Below are 15,519 nucleotides of genomic sequence, written 5' to 3'. Positions count from 1 at the left end.
TCTTTTGAATCTGGAAATTAAGTAAATCTGTACAATACCAACCTTTAATTAACTAGAATAATGTGAGCTTGGTTCATCAAGTTTTTTATGTTAAGCGACTTGTTGTATTTTTAATGCCACAAACAGATTTAATATTCCTATGTCAATGAACAGCCGCAATTTTATCTGGTATGCGCTTCCTATGATGATCTTTTTGGGTCTTATGTGGCTTTATGAACCTTGGTTTTATCAAAGATATATTGCCAGTGAAAGTCTGGAAAAAATCAAAAAACGAAACTTTAAGATAGTAGGTCATAAAGGTGCGGCTGGCTACGCACCAGAAAACACACTTTCTTCTTTTCAGATTGCCATGGATATGGGCGCTGATATGATTGAAGTGGATGTTCACTATACTAAAGATGGTGAAGTGGTAGTTTTTCATGATGAAGAAGTGTCAAGAACTACGGACGGAAAAGGTAGAATTCATGAAATGACCTTAGCGGAAGTCAAAGAACTGGATGCAGGTTATTGGTTTTCACCAAAGTTTCAAGGAGAAAAAGTTCCTACACTAGCAGAGACCATAGATTTAATACATGGCAAAATGGAATTAATAATTGATATTAAGTCTAAGGGTCATGGCTACTACGATGGCTTCGCAGAGCGAATTGTTGAGATAATCGATGAAAAAGGAGCCATGGAATGGTGTATTATCCAAGCGTATGATGAGCAATATTTAGAACATGCTTACGAAGCTGATTCTACGATCGAAATGAAAAAAATAATGATGGGTGAAGATGAAACTCATTTGCTTGCTTTTTATATTAATGCCAAGAGTTTTACTGACCATAGAAACATGCACGAGTTTTATGGCACCTTGAACCCCCATTATAAGACCCTGTCTCAAAGACGAATTTTTAGATTTCATGCCAGAGGCTACAAGGTTTATACCTATGTGGTCAATGAAAGGTCAGACATGCTCAAAATGTTGAACATGGGATTAGATGGGATCATTACTGATTATCCAGATCGAATGGTTGAAATCCGTGAAGAACTGAAGCAATTGGATAGAAGAAGAGCAGCAGGAGACGAAAAGACGCCTTGACCAATCATTACAAAAACGGAGAGGAATATTACAATAAGATTTATCTTCAGTTCAATTTATTTATTGCAGCCTCACTAGTGCCTTTCGGTTATTTGCTCTTATTGAAGCAGTCAGGAGAATTAGTATCTATAATTGCTGGTCTGTGGTATAATTTGATTGTGATTGCACTTTTATTTGCTTCGGCAGCCATCATATTTCAGGCGAATAAAAGTTTTGCCACCTTCTTGGAGAATGGAGAACCTAAAAGATCAATGCGTGACAAACTTAATAGTTACAAGTCTGAATCTGTAAAAAAGTATCTTGCATTTTTTCTGGCCAGTTCGATCTGTGTTTGTGGCCTTTATCTCACAGCCAGCTCTTATTTTATAGTGGGATATATCGTGTCAACCATTTTATTATCAATAAAAAGACCAACATTGAATACCATCATTGAGGATCTAAAATTGACAGAGGACGAGCAAAGTATCCTTATTGAAAAAAAGGATATCCCTTAAGTTAGACTTCTATTCCCGCCGACCCAGTCATTACATAATATCTTGGGTCGTCAATATCCGTAATGATTATATCTTTAAATTTAGGGTTCGCTTTTTGAAGTATTCTTTTGCAATCTGGGCTCAAGTGTTTTAACATCACCTTTTTACCTAGTGCCTCATATTTGTTGACTACAATTCTAACGGCCTCTACACCAGAGTGATCTGATACTTTAGAATCTATAAAATCGATTTCGATTTGCTCAGGGTCTTCTACTGGTGTGAATTTACCGTTGAATGCTTGAATAGAACCAAAAAATAGTGGTCCCCAAATCTCATAAACTTTTATACCATCCTCTCTTAAGGTTTTTCGTGCGCGAATTTTAGTTGCATTTTCCCATGCAAATACCAAGGAAGAAACGATAACACCGCATATCACAGCGATTGCCAAATCGAAGATGACTGTAACAGCTGAAACTAGAATTAAAACAAAAGCATCCGCTTTTGGTATTTTGTTGATGATTCTAAAACTAGACCAAGCGAAAGTGCCAATCACCACCATGAACATTACACCAACTAATGCAGCAATAGGAACCTGCTCGATGTAAGGAGAAAGAAAAAGAATAAATGAGAGTAACATTAATGCAGCCACTATTCCAGATAATCTACCGCGACCACCAGACTCTACATTGATCATGGACTGACCGATCATGGCGCAACCACCCATACCTCCAAAGAATCCGTTGACGATATTGGCCGTACCTTGAGCCACACATTCTTTGTTGCCACTTCCTCTGGTTTCGGTGATTTCGTCAATCAGTGTCAAAGTCATCAAAGATTCGATTAATCCTATGGCAGCAAGGATTAATGCATAAGGAAATATAAAATATAGTGTCTCTAGAGTGAATGGAATCTGTGGAATCATGAAAGAAGGTAAGCCTCCTTCGATACCTGATCCACCATTGGATTGTACAAATGACAATACGGTTTGCGTATCAACGCCTCCAAATATTACAACTAAGGAAACGGTAACAATGGCTGCTAATCCTGCGGGAATCTTATTGGTGATTTTAGGTAGTCCGAACATGATTCCCATTGTCAACAATACCAGACCAAGCATTACCCAAAGATCGACACCTGCTAACCATTGTCCTTCTACTTTGAACATGCCCAGTTGTGAAAGGAAAATTACGATCGCCAAACCGTTCACAAATCCAAGCATCACTGGATGAGGGATCAATCGAACAAATTTTCCAAGTTTGAAGACTCCTGCTGCCATTTGCAATAGACCCATAACCACTAAAGTGGCAAATAGATATTGCACTCCAGCGCCTTCTACTCCTGGCATTAAGGCATTTCCTTCTTTTACTAAGGAAACCATTACTACAGCTAGGGCTCCAGTTGCACCCGAAATCATGCCAGGGCGACCACCAATCACAGCAGTGACTAAGCCAACCATAAAAGCACCATACAAACCAATGATAGGATCGATGCCGGCAACGAAGGCGAAGGCAACAGCTTCTGGCACTAAGGCAAGAGCAACTGTGATTCCTGAAAGAATATCATTTTTGGCGTTTTGGGTTTTATTCTTGATCAGCTCAAACATAAAAATTAAGATTTTTCTAAAATGGGGTGCAAAGGTAGAAGACTATTTCATTAGCTCATAGTCTATGTGTAAATTATAAATATCCCATATTTGAGGAGACACGCTGTATAAAATCAATCTAATATGAATACTTTTTCAACATTAAAGAAACTTGCACTAGATATGGTGCCGGTTTTTCTTGCGGTGTTTTTGGCTTACCAAGTCAATGAATATAGAGACTATAGAAAAGAGCAAGAAAACCTAAAAGAGGCGATAAAAAATATTCGCCTTGAATTACTGGAAAATAAAAAGGAGGCAGATACTTGTGCACATTATCATATGCTGATGATACAGAGATTGAAAATGATCAAAAACAAATATGATAGCGGCAAAATGGAACCATATCAAAACTTCATATATTTTCTAGCTGATATCTCACAAGAGAAAAGGAATTTGGTTTTACCAAGATTGAGTGAAATATCGTTTGAAACAGCAAAGAGAAAGCATGCGGTTTCTTCTATGGATTATAATACAGTGAATAAGATTTCGTCTGTATATATGAATATGGAGGATGGAGTAAAAAGCACTCAAAAATTGCTGCTTCAATCAGTCTCAGACCCTGACATAGTTGCATTAAAAGACTTTGAAAGAGCTTATAGTATGTTGGGCGGATTTATTCATGAATTATATTCTCAGGAAAAATATTTATCAAAACAGATAGAACTAACATTGGAACATTTGGATGAAAATTTTCCAGCCAATGATTGATGTCAGATTTTAAGATACCACCGATATCGACGCTATCAGGCAGCACGTGGAGCAATTATATCAAAACCATCCGTTCGGGTCGAGTGGACTCTGCCTATTTTCATAAAGTCATTTTGACGGGTTTAGTTTGCGCAGCGGCTAGTCCTTTTCACCTTTGGGAAAAACTTCAAGAATCTAAGCAGACAGCGACCAATCAATCACCACTGTTTATCATCGGTCATTGGCGAAGTGGCACTACCTTTTTGCACAATTTGTTGTGTCAAGATCCTAATGCAAGCTTTGTTTCAACTTATCAATCGCTTTTCCCCAACAACATGCATAGCCAATTCATTTTCAAGAACTTCATGAAAATGAATATGCCTGATAAGCGCCCTAGTGATAATGTGAAATTAGGGATTGACCTGCCTCAGGAAGATGAATTCGCTTTAGGCAATATGCAACGACTTTCTTTTTATGACTTCTTTTATTTTCCAGATCAGTTTGAAGACTTGTTTGATCAGGCCATTGCTTTCAAAGGAGTAAACCCAAAAGCAGTGAGCAAGTGGAAATCAGCTTATAAAAAGCTTATCGCCAAAGCCAAAAAAAATGGTGGGAGCAAATGTGTTCTTTTGAAGAATCCAGTAAATACTGGTCGAATAGATAAATTGTTGGAACTATATCCAAACGCAAAATTTCTGCATATCTATCGTAACCCAGTGATTGTCTATTTGTCAATAAAAAAATTCTTTTTATCCCTTTTTCCTACGCTACAATTTCAGCGTACCACAGAAATGCAATTGGTTGATCTAATCATTAATTTATACTCACGTTTAATGAAACGGTATTTAGATCAGCGTCAATTGATTCCAAAAGGGCGAATCATTGAGTTATGCTTTGAAAACTTTGAAAAAGAACCTCTTCGCTATGTAGAGAAAATTTACGAGTCATTAAATTTTTCAAATTGGGACGAAGCTAAGCCAGAAATTCAAAAATATATTAAGGCGCAAAAAGGATATCAAAAGAATAGCTACCAAATCTCAAAGCCAGAATTGGACCGAGTGGTCAAGGAATGGGCTTTCGCATTCAAAGCATTTGACTATCATATTCCAGAAAATATCGAGATCGTTTAGGAATACTTACTTACTAGTAAGTATATTTGTGTTGTGTCAAATACAAGACAGCAAATATTGAATCTGGCCGAAGAGCTCATTAGAACGCGTGGCTACCATTCTTTTAGTTACAAAGACATCAGTCAAAAACTAAATATGAAAAATGCTGCTGTGCATTATCATTTTCCATCTAAAGAAGCATTGGGTGTCGCGATTATTCAGGACAGCATAGATTTATTCAAAAGCAAAGAAGATAGTTGGCATCAAATGTCTCCCAGCGATCAACTTCAGGATTTCATCAGTATTTATCAAAAAAGCAAAGATCGTAAATGGTCCTGCTTGATGGGTGCATTAAGTTCATCTGTGGAGGCTTTGCCGGAAGGCATGCAAAATAAGCTCTGTGAAATGGGAAAATATATTCTTGATCGACTGACGCTGACTTTGAAAGAGGGATTACAAAATGGTGAATTCAGTTTCAATGAGGAGCCAAGAGCTAAAGCAGAACTGATCATATCTTCGTTACTTTCTTCACTTTTACTCGATAGAGTAATGAAAGAGAATGTGTTCGACTCCATAAAAAATTCAATTATTCAATCTGTTATAACAAATAACTAAATCATACAATGGCTGAAAGAAGAGTAGTAGTCACGGGCATGGGTGCTATCACCCCACTGGGCAACGATGTGCAAACCTTTTGGGAAAACGCAGTAAATGGGGTAAGTGGTGCCGGGTCCATTACCCATTTCGATGCAGAAAAATTTAAAACTCGCTTTGCATGCGAAGTCAAAGGTTTCGATCCAAAACTATATTTAGACAGAAACGAAATCAAACGAACAGACTTGTACAGTCAATACGGTTTGTACGCTGCGGCACAAGCCATAGCAGACTCAGGCTTTGAGTTGGACAAAATGGATCCATTTGACGTGGGTGTGATCTGGGGTACAGGTCAGGGGGGATTAGAAACGCTAGAGCAAGAGGTGCAATACTTCATGCAGAAAGACAAAGAGCCGAAGTTCAATCCATTCCTAATCCCTAAAATGCTGACCAATATGTGTGGTGGCATGATTGCTTTGAAATATGGCTTTATGGGTATTGGATTCACCACGATTTCTGCCTGCGCGACTACCAATACTGCGATCATGGATGCCTTCAATTATATCAAATTGGGCAAAGCCAAAATATTTGTAACGGGCGGATCTGAGGCGCCAATTACGGAAGCGAGTATTGGCGGTTTTGGATCGATGAAAGCATTATCTACTAGAAACGACGACCCTGCTGGGGCCTCTCGTCCATACGATATAGACCGCGATGGTTTTGTTATGGGTGAAGGTGGAGGTGCATTGATCCTCGAAGACTATGATCATGCCAAAGCACGTGGGGCAAAAATCTATGCAGAATTGGTTGGATCGGCTATGACCAATGACGCCTACCACATGACAGCTACGCACCCAGAAGGACTTGGAGCACTTCGCGCGATGGAATGGGCACTGAAAGAAGCGAATCTGACACCTTCTGACCTGGATTATATCAATACCCACTCTACTTCTACACCGGTAGGTGATTTGAGTGAGCCAGCGGCTATTGCCAAATTGATGAATGGATATGAAAACAAATCGGTGATCAGTGGTACAAAATCTATGACTGGTCATATGTTAGGTGCGGCTGGAGTGGCTGAGGCGATTCTTTCTATTCAGTCGATCAATCACAACGTCGTACCTCCCACGATCAATACAGAAACTATCGATCCTGAGATCGTGGGTGATCATGATATCGTAACCAAAGAAAGCAGAGAAAAAGAAGTGAACGTAGCCATGAGCAACACCTTCGGTTTCGGTGGCCATAATGCCATTTCAATCTTTAAGGGCGTATAAAAATAGTTACGTCATTGAGGCGTGCAAATTTGCGAAAGACAAATGCACAACGCGGCAATCTTATTCATCTTACCTAACATGTTGTAGAAGTCGGATGGAGATTGCCACGTCACCTATTTTGCTTTAGCAAAACAGGTTTCTCGCAATGACGTACTTAAACAATATGAATCCAGATCAAAACAAGAAAAATGCAGTCGCTTTTTACAAAACTGCCTATGAGGGCAACCCAGCCAAAGCTGTTGAGTTGTATGTTGGCGATGACTATATCCAGCACAACCCAGACGTGGCCAATGGCACACAGGGTTTCATTAATTATTTTGAACGTATGCAAAAAGAGTATCCCCAAAAGAGCATCGAATTCGTGAGAATAATTGCGGAGGGAAATTTAGTGGCTTTGCATACTCACCAGATCTGGCCAGGCAATGACCAGTACGTAACCATGGATTTTTTCCGTTTTGACGACAAAGGCAAAATCGTTGAGCACTGGGATTCGATTCAACAAATTCCAGAAACATCTGCCAATCCCAATAATATGTACTGATCAGATTTGAAAATACCAAGAAGAGAGTATTAAAATGCTTTCATTTACTTAAGTTGTTATTTTTGATTTTCTCATCGTCCGTAAGAGGGTGCTGCCTTATGAACTTAAACAGTTATCAAGATATATTTAATGCCAGAGGCAATTCATATGATGAAGCAATGAAGTTATTGCCTCAAGCTCGTGCCACAGAATTTGAAAAGCTTTTCAATTCATATACACCATCAAATCAAGCTGTTGTTGTAGATATACCAAGCGGAGGGGGTTATCTCAAACAATATTTACCAAATACAGTCAATTTTAAGCCATTAGAAACTTCAGAAGTTTTTGCCTCTTATAGTAATATTATGCTTTGTACATGGGACAAACTGCCTATCGAAAATTCTGAAGCAGATATGGTTACTTGCTGTGCTGCGCTGCATCACGTGGAGGAAAACATGAGGTCTTTATTTTTTGAAGAGACTCTCCGAGTGCTTAAGACTGGAGGGGCATTTGTATGTTGTGATGTGGAACGAGGAAGCGAGCAGGATGAATTTTTAAATGTTTTTGTAGACAAGTATAACCCCATTGGTCATAAGGGAAACTTCATTTCAGAATCCTTAATCGATGATTTACTTGATAATTTCAATGTGGTTTCTAATAAGTTAGAAAAGTATACTTGGAAACTTGGCAAAGAGGAAGAGACGGGCTTAAGATATTTGCAATTAATGTTTGGTATTAGTGAAGCGACCTTGAGTCAGATTAAAACTGAAGCCGAACGGTTACTTTCTTTTCGGTTTGAAGAGGAATACCTTATCAATTGGCAGCTAAGATACGTGACATGTCTGAAGAAGTGAGATCCAATAAATTGTAGAATTTTCCTGTTAGCGGATGAAGTGCAAGTGGCTGTGATACGAATTTACAAAACAAAACTTAGCCCCTCCCGTTTCGGCATTTGTAGGACTAAAAATTAAATGCCTACCTTTGTAAAAATTATTATTAACCAATCGAGTGGAGCCAACCCTGGCAAACTTTCGCAGCAGTTGCGAAAATGATCATCATAAGATCATATCCGATAAGAAAGATTCTCACCCTTCCCCGTATCTTTGTTAGGATTGCGTTCAACTCCAATCACATCTTATTATATTCCCATACATGGCGAAAAAGAAAAAAGACAATAGGCGGAAAATCAACCGCACAAGAAAAGTACTAAACATAGACGCTGTAAGAAGGCAAGTTGTCGGATTGTTCGAAGAGAACCCCGGAGAGCCCTTTACAGTTAAGCAAATTTTTAACAAGGCCGGTTTGAGAGATAAACTGGCGAAAAAAGAAGGTCTCAACTTTGTCCTTGATTTAGAACAAGAAGGGACTGTTGAACAATTGAGAAATGGATCGTTCCGATCCAGAAAAACAAATACCGCATCAGGACTAGAAGGCATAGTAGATCATGTGAATCGTAGATTTGCTTACGTGATCTGCGAAGGCGAAGAAGAGGACATTTGGGTGAAAACCGATGACCTGAAAGGTGCCATCAATGGCGACCGAGTGGCCGTCCGAATCAAAAGTGGGGGTCGACAAGGTAATAGACCAGAAGGCGTTGTAACCAAAATTATATCGAGAGGACGAACCGAGTTTGTCGGAAAGATCGAAGTTCTACCCAAGTATGCTTTTGTGGTGCCTGATTTTAGAAAAATCTATCACGACATTTTTATCTACCCCGAAAAAATCGGAAAAGCCAAAACCAACGACAAAGTGCTTGTTAAAATCAAAGACTGGCACGGAGGTAAACAAAAGAATCCAGTAGGTCAAGTGGTGGAGGTATTAGGTCAAGCCGGTGACCATGAGACGGAGATTCATTCGATCATGGCGGAATTTGAGTTACCGTTTCGTTTTCCAAAGAATGTGGAATCAGCTGCCGAGAAAATTCCAGTAGAAATTCAAAAAGCAGAAATAAAGAAACGGAGAGACGTACGAGGCATCACCACTTTTACAATAGACCCAGACGATGCGAAGGATTTTGATGATGCAATTTCTGTAGAATACCTGAAAAATGGTAATTATGAAATTGGCGTGCACATCGCGGATGTGTCTCACTATGTGGAGGAAGATGGCATTTTGGATGACGAAGCGGTGAACCGAGCAACTTCAGTTTATCTGGTGGATCGTACAATCCCTATGTTGCCCGAGAAGTTATCGAATGGGCTTTGTTCATTGAGACCGAAAGAAGAGAAGTTGACTTTCTCAGCCATGTTTGAGATTACGCCTAAAGCGGAAATCAAAAACCAATGGTTTGGTCGAACAGTGACCTATTCGGATCGACGATTTACCTACGAAGAAGCACAAGAAAGAATTGAAAGTGGCGAAGGTGATTTTCAAGAAGAAATCAATTTGCTCAACGGACTGGCACATCAACTCAAAGACAAACGTTTCAAAAAAGGAGCGATTGGTTTTGAAACTGTGGAGGTCAAATTCAAACTGGATGAAACGGGAAAACCCATAGGGCTTTTCCCAAAAGAAAGAAAAGACGCGCATAAACTCGTGGAAGAATTTATGCTTTTAGCCAATAAAAAAGTGGCTGAGTTTATCTTCAACAAACATAAAGGCGACGACACATTTGTCTATAGAACCCATGATGATCCTAATCCGGAGAAACTGGAAACTTTCTCCAAGTTCGCGGCGAAATTTGGTCATCGGATGAACCCAGGTAAAGATGTAGCTGATAATTTGAACACGTTGATGGATGATATCCATGGTAAGCCAGAACAAAATGTTTTAGAATCCTTGGCGATTCGAACCATGTCTAAGGCGGTATATACCACCGAACCCAAAGGCCATTTTGGATTGGCATTTCCGCACTATACGCACTTCACCTCTCCGATCAGGAGATATCCAGATGTGATGGTGCATCGATTGCTGCAGCATTATCTCGATGGAGGAAAATCTCCTAAGGTGGATCCATACAATGAGTTGTGTCGTCATTCATCTGAAAGAGAAAAAAGAGCCGCTGATGCGGAGAGAGCTTCGATCAAATACAAACAGGTAGAGTTTATGGCTATGGCCGAAAACCGTCCATTTGCAGGAATTATTTCTGGCGTCACAGAGTGGGGCATTTTTGTGGAGATCACCGAAACCAAATGTGAAGGGATGATCAGAGCTTCTACGATGACAGACGACTTTTATGAGTTTGACGAAAAGAACTTTCGCATGATTGGCAAACGAAACAAAAGGATGTTTACTTTGGGCGATGAAGTGACGGTGATGGTGGTAGACACGGACATCGACCGTAGAACCATAGATTTGGAATTTGTAGACAATGACTGACGACATTAAAATCTTTCAAAAAAAACTAACTGAAAGGTTACTTGAATTGGATTTGCATAGAGAACCGAAGGAGCTCTATGAACCCATTCATTATACATTAAGCTTAGGCGCTAAACGGATGCGTCCTATTTTGGCGATCATGGGGTATATGTGTAGTAAGGGTGATTGGGAAAAAATCATTGATCCCGCTTTGTCTATTGAGCTTTTTCACAATTTCACTTTGATTCACGATGATATTATGGATGAAGCGCCTTTGAGAAGGGGTGAACCTACGGTTTATAAAAAGTGGAATAAAGACATTGCTATTTTATCCGGCGACGTCTTGATGGTGATGGCGTATGACTTGCTCATGAGAGCGGATTATTCAGATTTCAAATATTTGTTGAGATTGTTTAACCAATCTGCTACAGAAGTTTGTGAAGGCCAACAACTAGACATGAACTTCGAAGAAATGGCTTCAGTAAGTGAATCTGATTATTTGGAAATGATCCGACTAAAAACTGCCGTTTTGTTAGGCTTTAGTTTAGAGCTTGGAGGACTGCTCGGTGGCATGCCGAAAGAAGACGCGCAACATTTAAGAGATTTTGGTATCAATATTGGCATTGGCTTCCAGCTGAAAGATGACCTCTTGGATGTTTATGGCGAAGCGCACAAATTCGGGAAACAAGTAGGAGGCGATATTATTGCCAATAAAAAAACATTGCTTTTGATCAAAGCCATTGAATTGGCTGAAGGAAAACAAAAGTTGGATTTGCATAATTTGTTAGCGGATAAAGACATCGACCCTATTCATAAAGTGCGAGAAATGAAAGCCATCTATGCCGACCTAAATATCGAAGCTATTGCTGAAAAGGCCATGAATGACCATTTCGAAAAAGGTTTTGAGCAGCTCAACGCTCTTGAAAAAAGTAAATACAACTTAGCACCACTTCGCGATTTTACGGAGGCATTAATCGCCCGCGATCATTAATTTATAAATATGTCCTGGACAATCATCATCATTATCGCCAATGTAGTCGTAAGCTACATGGGCTTTCAAAATCACAACTTACAGTACAAACTCACGATGAACCCAGTCGCCATATTGAGACAGGGTCAGTGGTATCGAGTCATTACCTCAGGGTTTATCCATTCCAATTGGGCTCACTTGGCTTTCAACATGTTTACCTTTTACTTTTTTGGTCGCTTGGTGGAGCAAATTTTTACGGCACTCAAAGGTGATTTGGGTGGAATTTATTTTGTGGGTTTTTACTTGTTGGGTATTGTGATTTCGGATTTGCCTTCCTTGCTCAAACACAAAGATCACCCAAACTACAATTCTTTGGGAGCCTCAGGTGGTGTGGCAGCTGTAGTGTTTTGTAGTATTCTGTTCTTCCCGACCAATGATATTTGCTTGTATGGCTTTTTGTGTATTCCAGGTTTTATTCTTGGTGTGATTTACCTTATATATTCCTATACCAAAGGTCAGCAGATGTCGGATAATGTTAATCATGACGCACATTTGATTGGAGCAGTATTTGGTTTGGTATTTAGTGTGATGATGGAGCCAAGGGTGCTGGCCAGTTTTATTCAGCAGATTGCAGAGTGGAATCCGTTTGGTTAAATGGATTAGAAATTATAGGCTGTAAAACCATCTGAAAATTCTTCCTCAGTCAATTCAGGATTGATTTCAACATTTCTAAACTCGTATTTTTCGAATAGTCCTTGGTCGTCGTATACTTCCAGCTTCAAAGGAATTTGTCTGTTCTGATCGATAAACAAAACCATTTTGGCCGCATAGTCTGAAGGCAATTGAATGATATCCCCTTCTTTGATTTGGCCAAAAAGACTCATGCTTTTATTCTTTTCGTAGATCATATATTCGTTGAGCCTGTTTTTTAAGGCAATGCTAGATATACTCTCCCCTTTTTTTACCACATGATTATGATAAGTAAAATTATGGTTGACCATCGATATGATTTCACAAGGCTGACCATTGAGTGTACCAGTACCATGATCGTTAAGCAAATTGGAAATACCATCTTTGTGCTTATAGAAAAGGTATTCCATCACAGAAACTACATAATCGTACCCACCTTCAAGAATGGTGTGATGTTGATCTTTTCTCATCAATTCACCTTTAGGGTCTAATTTCAAATTGACCCAAGGAAAGCCATTGGGGTTGACCAATGCTTTTTTCTCATCTAATGGATGTGGGTATAAAACTTCTAAACCAGTATTTGGAGCTAATTCTTTGATGTAGATTTTATATGGTCTACGATGCATCTTTATAGAAACATGATTCTCAACGTAAGACCCATTGATTCGCTCAGAACGAATCAGTTCATATTTGAGAGACTCAATATTTCGCGTAGCCACAAATACTTCCTTCACTTTTTCAGGAGCCGATTTTATACTCGGATCTGTAAAACTCAAGGAAATTATGGCGAAAAGGGAAACTAAAAAGAATTGAGACTTCATCATAATACTTCAATCAGCCATTGATGGCATTCTATCGTATGACAAATTTTATCCAGCTGACCCCCAAATGCTTTTCTATTTTGTAAATTGCCCGCAAATCCAAAATGCTATGAAAAAACTAATTACCCTTCTTTTTCTCTCATTATCGTTTCAAGTTTCACTCGCCCAAAATGTAATGACTCCGGAATTATTGTGGAGTTTGGGTCGCGTGAGTGGTATTGGGGTATCTACCGATGGAAATTCGGTAGTTTATGGTGTGACAACCTATAATGTCGAATCCAACGACAAGCAAACAGCCTATTATGCTATTCCAGTATCTGGTGGAAGCGCCACTAAAATTGATGACCCATTCAAATTAGTAGCTGATCAGAGTATTTCTCCAAATGGAAAATATAAACTGTACCATAGACCTGTGAAAATATATAGTGTATCTGGAAAAGATTACTATCCAGAACTGGATAAATCTGAAGTACAAATTTATAATGACTTGATGTATAGGCATTGGGACACGTGGGCGGATGGCACATACAATCACGTATTTATGAGTAATGTGGATGGCAGTGACGAAGTGGACATTATGAAAAACAAAACCTTTCATAGCCCTACAAAACCATTCGGTGATGACACGGATTATATCTGGAGTCCTAAAGGAAGTAAAATTTTGTATGTAACGAAAGCAAAAACAGGAGCGGCCTATGCTACCAGCACGAATACTGACATTTTTTCCTACGATCTCAACACACTCACTACCACGAACCTGACCAAAGGAATGATGGGTTATGATAATAGTCCAGCGTATTCCAAATACGGTATTTTGGCTTGGATTAGCATGAAAACGGATGGTTATGAAGCAGACAAAAAAGATATTATTATTTCAGACCGCTTTGGCAAAAAGAACCTCACAGAAAATTGGGATGGAACCGTTGATAGCTTTAAGTGGTCAGAGGATGGAAAAGTTATTTATTTCGTAGCACCTTTTGGTGGAGAAAAACACTTGTTTTCAGTAGACTACCCTGGCAAGTCAAAAAAGCAACCTGTGGTAAAACAGATAAGCAAAGGGCAATTCGACGTTACTGGTATTGTGGGACAGAGCGGAAAACAATTGATCGTATCACGAACAGATATGAACCACGCGACGGAATTGTACACGGTCAATATAAGTGATGGAAAAATGAGCCAGCTTACTCATGTCAATAATCAGGTATATCAATCAATCGGTCTCAGCAAAGTTGAAAAAAGGATGGTCACTACCACGGACAACAAACAAATGGTGACTTGGGTGATCTACCCACCAGATTTTGATCCTAATAAAAAATATCCAACGCTATTGTATTGTCAAGGAGGACCACAAGGGGCACTGTCACAATTCTATTCATACCGTTGGAATTTTCAAATAATGGCAGCTCAGGGTTATATAGTGGTAGCACCGAACCGTAGAGGTATGCCAGGTCATGGAGTAGAGTGGAATGCTCAAATCAGTAAAGATTATGGTGGCCAGAATATGCAAGATTATCTATCAGCTATTGATTTGATGGCTAAAGAGCCTTTTGTAGACGAAACAAGATTAGGCGCAGTAGGCGCCAGTTATGGCGGATATTCAGTTTTTTATTTAGCAGGCATGCACAACAAAAGGTTCAAAACTTTTATTTCTCATGATGGTATTTTCAATTGGAGAAGTATGTATGGAACCACAGAAGAGATGTTTTTTGTGGATTGGGAAATAGGAGGACCCTATTGGGAAAAAGATAATGTCGCTGCCCAAAAATCCTACAGTAAATTCAACCCGATCGACTATGTACAAAGCTGGGATACTCCAATAATGATTGTACAAGGAGGAAAAGATTACCGGGTACCGATCGGACAAGGACTGGAAGCTTACCAAGCCGCTCAGCTTTTAGGTATTAAAAGCCGCTTGGTTTATATACCCAATGAAAATCATTGGGTATTGTCAGCACAGAATGGGATAGTTTGGCAACGAGAATTTTTCCGGTGGCTCAATGAAACACTTTAGAAAATGAAGTGTGTCACCAACAAAATATGTTATGACTCCAAAGAAATGGCCGAGGAGGCCTTGATAGAACATCGCACACGCCATTATCACAATGAGAATAGTGGACCTATCAATGTATATGAATGCAGAGACTGTGGCAATTATCATTTTACCTCCCAAGGAGAAGTCAGTGATTTGATCAAACAAAACAAGTCCAGAATTGATGCTAATCGAGAAGCCAATTATTGGGAAAGAAAATTGAGGTAGGTTGTTTCCTAAGAAGCTTTTCCAAAATTTGGAATTTTGGAAAAGCTAAATAAAAACGGGGCCACCTTATGACCCCGTTTTACTACTAACTAATTACTCAA

The 15,519-nt window shown here is 39.3% G+C and carries 15 protein-coding genes; 13 read left to right on the top strand and 2 right to left on the bottom strand.

Annotated elements, in window-relative coordinates; genetic code table 11:
- Window positions 1–145: 145 nt before the first annotated feature.
- Both ABJH98_RS19735 and ABJH98_RS19730 read left to right on the top strand, forming a co-directional pair.
- Window positions 146–1,081, top strand: coding sequence for a glycerophosphodiester phosphodiesterase family protein (locus tag ABJH98_RS19735; RefSeq protein ID WP_348309504.1), 936 nt, complete (start codon window positions 146–148; stop codon window positions 1,079–1,081).
- Window positions 1,078–1,575, top strand: coding sequence for a hypothetical protein (locus ABJH98_RS19730; protein ID WP_348309503.1), 498 nt, complete (start codon window positions 1,078–1,080; stop codon window positions 1,573–1,575). Before ABJH98_RS19735 ends, ABJH98_RS19730 begins: the two co-directional genes overlap by 4 nt.
- 1 nt (window position 1,576) lies before the next feature.
- Here the strand turns inward: ABJH98_RS19730 and ABJH98_RS19725 are convergent, their stop codons facing one another.
- Entirely contained in the window at window positions 1,577–3,157 is a 1,581-nt protein-coding gene (locus ABJH98_RS19725; protein WP_348309502.1) for a SulP family inorganic anion transporter, read from the bottom strand.
- A 123-nt stretch (window positions 3,158–3,280) separates the two neighbouring features.
- Between ABJH98_RS19725 and ABJH98_RS19720 the strand changes: the two genes are divergently transcribed.
- The 9 genes from ABJH98_RS19720 (at window position 3,281) to ABJH98_RS19680 (ending at window position 12,304) form a co-directional block, all read left to right on the top strand.
- The gene (locus tag ABJH98_RS19720) at window positions 3,281–3,904 is read left to right on the top strand and encodes a hypothetical protein (protein WP_348309501.1); all 624 of its coding nucleotides are present in this window, start codon (window positions 3,281–3,283) and stop codon (window positions 3,902–3,904) included.
- Window positions 3,904–5,013 carry a sulfotransferase gene (locus tag ABJH98_RS19715; protein WP_348309500.1) on the top strand — a complete coding sequence of 370 codons (1,110 nt, stop codon included), beginning with the start codon at window positions 3,904–3,906 and terminating at the stop codon, window positions 5,011–5,013. Before ABJH98_RS19720 ends, ABJH98_RS19715 begins: the two co-directional genes overlap by 1 nt.
- Window positions 5,014–5,046: 33 nt before the next feature.
- A complete protein-coding gene (locus ABJH98_RS19710) occupies window positions 5,047–5,607 on the top strand; it encodes a TetR/AcrR family transcriptional regulator (RefSeq protein WP_348309499.1) in 561 nt (186 codons plus the stop codon).
- 8 nt (window positions 5,608–5,615) lie between these two features.
- Window positions 5,616–6,863 (top strand): beta-ketoacyl-ACP synthase II, encoded by a 1,248-nt coding sequence (fabF, locus tag ABJH98_RS19705; RefSeq protein WP_348309498.1) that lies wholly within the window; start codon window positions 5,616–5,618, stop codon window positions 6,861–6,863.
- Between the two features lie 145 nt (window positions 6,864–7,008).
- Window positions 7,009–7,404 (top strand): nuclear transport factor 2 family protein, encoded by a 396-nt coding sequence (locus ABJH98_RS19700; RefSeq protein ID WP_348309497.1) that lies wholly within the window; start codon window positions 7,009–7,011, stop codon window positions 7,402–7,404.
- Between the two features lie 98 nt (window positions 7,405–7,502).
- Window positions 7,503–8,237, top strand: coding sequence for a methyltransferase domain-containing protein (locus ABJH98_RS19695; protein WP_348309496.1), 735 nt, complete (start codon window positions 7,503–7,505; stop codon window positions 8,235–8,237).
- Window positions 8,238–8,535: 298 nt separating this feature from the next.
- Window positions 8,536–10,701 (top strand): ribonuclease R, encoded by a 2,166-nt coding sequence (gene rnr, locus ABJH98_RS19690; protein ID WP_348309495.1) that lies wholly within the window; start codon window positions 8,536–8,538, stop codon window positions 10,699–10,701.
- Window positions 10,694–11,671 carry a polyprenyl synthetase family protein gene (locus ABJH98_RS19685; RefSeq protein WP_348309494.1) on the top strand — a complete coding sequence of 326 codons (978 nt, stop codon included), beginning with the start codon at window positions 10,694–10,696 and terminating at the stop codon, window positions 11,669–11,671. Before rnr ends, ABJH98_RS19685 begins: the two co-directional genes overlap by 8 nt.
- A 9-nt stretch (window positions 11,672–11,680) precedes the next feature.
- Entirely contained in the window at window positions 11,681–12,304 is a 624-nt protein-coding gene (locus ABJH98_RS19680; protein WP_348309493.1) for a rhomboid family intramembrane serine protease, read from the top strand.
- Window positions 12,305–12,309: 5 nt separating this feature from the next.
- On the opposite strand, the gene ABJH98_RS19675 is transcribed toward ABJH98_RS19680, so the two are convergent.
- Complete coding sequence (locus ABJH98_RS19675) at window positions 12,310–13,164, bottom strand: DUF1571 domain-containing protein (RefSeq protein ID WP_348309492.1); 855 nt, start codon at window positions 13,162–13,164, stop codon at window positions 12,310–12,312.
- A gap of 106 nt (window positions 13,165–13,270) precedes the next feature.
- Here ABJH98_RS19675 and ABJH98_RS19670 point away from each other — a divergent pair, with 106 nt between their 5' ends.
- Window positions 13,271–15,172, top strand: coding sequence for an alpha/beta fold hydrolase (locus ABJH98_RS19670; protein ID WP_348309491.1), 1,902 nt, complete (start codon window positions 13,271–13,273; stop codon window positions 15,170–15,172).
- Window positions 15,173–15,175: 3 nt separating this feature from the next.
- Window positions 15,176–15,418 carry a hypothetical protein gene (locus tag ABJH98_RS19665; protein ID WP_348309490.1) on the top strand — a complete coding sequence of 81 codons (243 nt, stop codon included), beginning with the start codon at window positions 15,176–15,178 and terminating at the stop codon, window positions 15,416–15,418.
- Window positions 15,419–15,519 lie beyond the last annotated feature (101 nt).

This window comes from Reichenbachiella sp. (assembly GCF_039969095.1).
Taxonomy (GTDB): Bacteria; Bacteroidota; Bacteroidia; order Cytophagales; family Cyclobacteriaceae; genus Reichenbachiella.
This window is presented reverse-complemented; position numbering and strand designations above follow the sequence as displayed.

Coding starts and splice junctions, on each gene's coding strand:
- ABJH98_RS19735 (WP_348309504.1), top strand. CDS start 146: ATGAACAGCCGCAATTTTATCTGGTATGCGCTTCCTATGATGATCTTT.
- ABJH98_RS19725 (WP_348309502.1), bottom strand. CDS start 3,157: ATGTTTGAGCTGATCAAGAATAAAACCCAAAACGCCAAAAATGATATT.
- ABJH98_RS19720 (WP_348309501.1), top strand. CDS start 3,281: ATGAATACTTTTTCAACATTAAAGAAACTTGCACTAGATATGGTGCCG.
- ABJH98_RS19715 (WP_348309500.1), top strand. CDS start 3,904: ATGTCAGATTTTAAGATACCACCGATATCGACGCTATCAGGCAGCACG.
- fabF (WP_348309498.1), top strand. CDS start 5,616: ATGGCTGAAAGAAGAGTAGTAGTCACGGGCATGGGTGCTATCACCCCA.
- ABJH98_RS19700 (WP_348309497.1), top strand. CDS start 7,009: ATGACGTACTTAAACAATATGAATCCAGATCAAAACAAGAAAAATGCA.
- ABJH98_RS19695 (WP_348309496.1), top strand. CDS start 7,503: ATGAACTTAAACAGTTATCAAGATATATTTAATGCCAGAGGCAATTCA.
- rnr (WP_348309495.1), top strand. CDS start 8,536: ATGGCGAAAAAGAAAAAAGACAATAGGCGGAAAATCAACCGCACAAGA.
- ABJH98_RS19685 (WP_348309494.1), top strand. CDS start 10,694: ATGACTGACGACATTAAAATCTTTCAAAAAAAACTAACTGAAAGGTTA.
- ABJH98_RS19680 (WP_348309493.1), top strand. CDS start 11,681: ATGTCCTGGACAATCATCATCATTATCGCCAATGTAGTCGTAAGCTAC.
- ABJH98_RS19675 (WP_348309492.1), bottom strand. CDS start 13,164: ATGATGAAGTCTCAATTCTTTTTAGTTTCCCTTTTCGCCATAATTTCC.
- ABJH98_RS19670 (WP_348309491.1), top strand. CDS start 13,271: ATGAAAAAACTAATTACCCTTCTTTTTCTCTCATTATCGTTTCAAGTT.
- ABJH98_RS19665 (WP_348309490.1), top strand. CDS start 15,176: ATGAAGTGTGTCACCAACAAAATATGTTATGACTCCAAAGAAATGGCC.